Here is a 2,359-nt window from a genome sequence, read left to right on the forward strand (position 1 = left end):
GGTTCTTTCATTAATAAAGGTCAGTCGCAACGGATTGATTTCATGCAGCGGTTTGGATTGACCTTCCGGATCCCACCAGCTTGATGCCAGTGCATCAAATTTAGCGACTTCGGCTGGATCAACATTATGTTTTGTCATGAGGAAGACCTTATTTTTGTTGCCCATTGTTGTGCCTGGGCAGAAATATGTTGTGCATTTAATGTGGTGAGCTGACGTTGTTTTAATAATTGTTTTCCAGCGACCCAGACATCAGAAACTTTATCGCGACTGGTGGCGTAGACCAATTGAGACGGCAAATTATATATTGGCTGAGTTTCAATCTCGCTGAGATCGATGGCAATAATATCGGCGGTTTTACCGGTTTCCAGCGTGCCGGTGATGGAATCAATACCGAGAGCCTTGGCCGCATTGATGGTGGCCATCTGCAAAGCCTGGTAAGCAGGCACTACGCTGGGATCACCAGAGACACCTTTTGCCAGAATAGCTGCCTGACGCATTTCTGCAAACATATCCAGATCGTTATTGGATGCCGCGCCATCGGTACCAATACTGATATTGACGCCACGCTTGATGAGTTCGGCAACGGGTGTGAAACCACTGGCCAGTTTCAAATTAGACTCCGGGCAATGCACGATGTGAACGCCTGCTTCGGCGCACCAGTCCATTTCTTTTTCCGTTAGCTGCGTCATATGCACCGCAATTAATCGTGGAGAGAGCAAACCTAAGTCTTTGAGTCTTTCCAATGGACGTTTGCCAAACTGGGAAAGACTATCGCTGACTTCTGCCGCCGTTTCATGAATATGCATCTGAATCGGCAAATCCAGTTCTTCGGCGTTAATGATAATGGCTTCAAGTGTTTTGTCAGAAACGGTGTAGGGCGCATGTGGCGCATAATTGGTAGTGATGCGCGGGTGATGACGATACTGATCGTGTAAGGCCTGGCCTTTATGTAAGTACTCATTTACATCTTTCGCCCAGTTAGTGGGGAACTCAATGACGACCATGCCCAGACTTGCCCGAATACCGCTGCTATCAACTACCCGGGCAGTTGCTTCTGGAAAGAAATACATATCACTGAAACAGGTGGTGCCGCCACGGATCATTTCAGCAATAGCCAAAGCCGATCCGGCCTCAGCAAATGCATCACCAACAAACTGTTGTTCAGCAGGCCAGATATGGTTATTTAGCCAGGTCATCAGAGGCAAGTCATCCGCTAAACCGCGGAATAATGTCATAGGGGTATGGCCATGGTTGTTAATTAATCCCGGCATCACGCAATGTTCATCGAGATCCTGTGTCTGAGTAGCTATATAAAGCTGTTCCGCCTGAGTTTGCGGTAATAGCGCTACAATATTGCCCTCATTGACGACAATAGAATGATTTTCAAGAATGAGTTGATCTGCCGTCATCGGCAGACACCAGCGGGCATTTATTATCAGATCGACGTTTTCCATAGCGTCCGATTATAACCGCCATCAGCAGGAGAACACAGTGCAAAGCATCAGTGAAATGATTCAGCCCATCAAGTGGCATGATCAACAACTGCATTTACTGGATCAGCGTTTGCTTCCAACACATCAGGTCTGGCTCAGTTTTGAGCATATTGATGATGTCAGTCATGCTATTCGGGATATGGTGGTGAGAGGCGCCCCAGCTATTGGTGTAACAGCGGCTTATGCAGTGGTTCTGGCGTCCCGTACAGCATGGAACAAAGCCGGTGTGAACTGGAAACAAGCCATGTATGAACCTTTGGCAAAACTGGCAGCATCGCGGCCTACAGCGGTGAATTTAAATTGGGCGATCGAGCGGATGAAAGCCATTTATATTCATTTACCGGAAACCTATTCGCCAGAAGCGGAACTGCTGCAAGCTGCAGTTGAGATTCATCAGCAGGATATCGTTGCCAACCAGACCATGGGAAAGCTGGGAGCAGATTTGATACATGCTAACAGCATAGTGCTAACGCATTGTAATGCTGGTGCATTGGCGACTGGTGGCTTTGGTACCGCATTAGGAGTTATTCGGCAGGGATATGCCGATGGTAAAATACAGCATGTCTATATCGACGAAACGCGTCCCTGGTTACAAGGTGCGCGATTAACCGCCTGGGAATTAATACAGGACAATATTCCCTGTACCTTGCAGGCCGATGTCGCTGCGGCAGCATTAATGGCTTCGGGTCAGATTGATTGGGTTATTGTCGGTGCTGATCGGATTTCTGCCAATGGTGATGTGGCCAATAAAATCGGTACATACTCTCTAGCCGTTTTAGCCAAGTATCACCAGGTGAAAGTGATGGTGGTCGCACCGTTATCGACGATTGACTGGCAAACAGAATCAGGTGAACTTATTCCAATTG

2 protein-coding genes are annotated in these 2,359 nt (G+C 47.7%); one reads left to right on the forward strand and one right to left on the reverse strand.

The window, feature by feature from the left end:
• Nucleotides 1-134: 134 nt before the first annotated feature.
• Nucleotides 135-1,454 carry a TRZ/ATZ family hydrolase gene (locus B3O33_RS05965; RefSeq protein WP_292361831.1) on the reverse strand — a complete coding sequence of 440 codons (1,320 nt, stop codon included), beginning with the start codon at nt 1,452-1,454 and terminating at the stop codon, nt 135-137.
• Between the two features lie 37 nt (nt 1,455-1,491).
• Between B3O33_RS05965 and mtnA the strand changes: the two genes are divergently transcribed.
• Nucleotides 1,492-2,359: S-methyl-5-thioribose-1-phosphate isomerase (mtnA, locus tag B3O33_RS05970; RefSeq protein ID WP_292363186.1), on the forward strand; the 868-nt coding region annotated here is incomplete at its 3' end.

It is taken from the genome of Methylophaga sp. UBA1464 (genome assembly GCF_002325665.1).
Classification (GTDB): domain Bacteria; phylum Pseudomonadota; class Gammaproteobacteria; order Nitrosococcales; family Methylophagaceae; genus Methylophaga.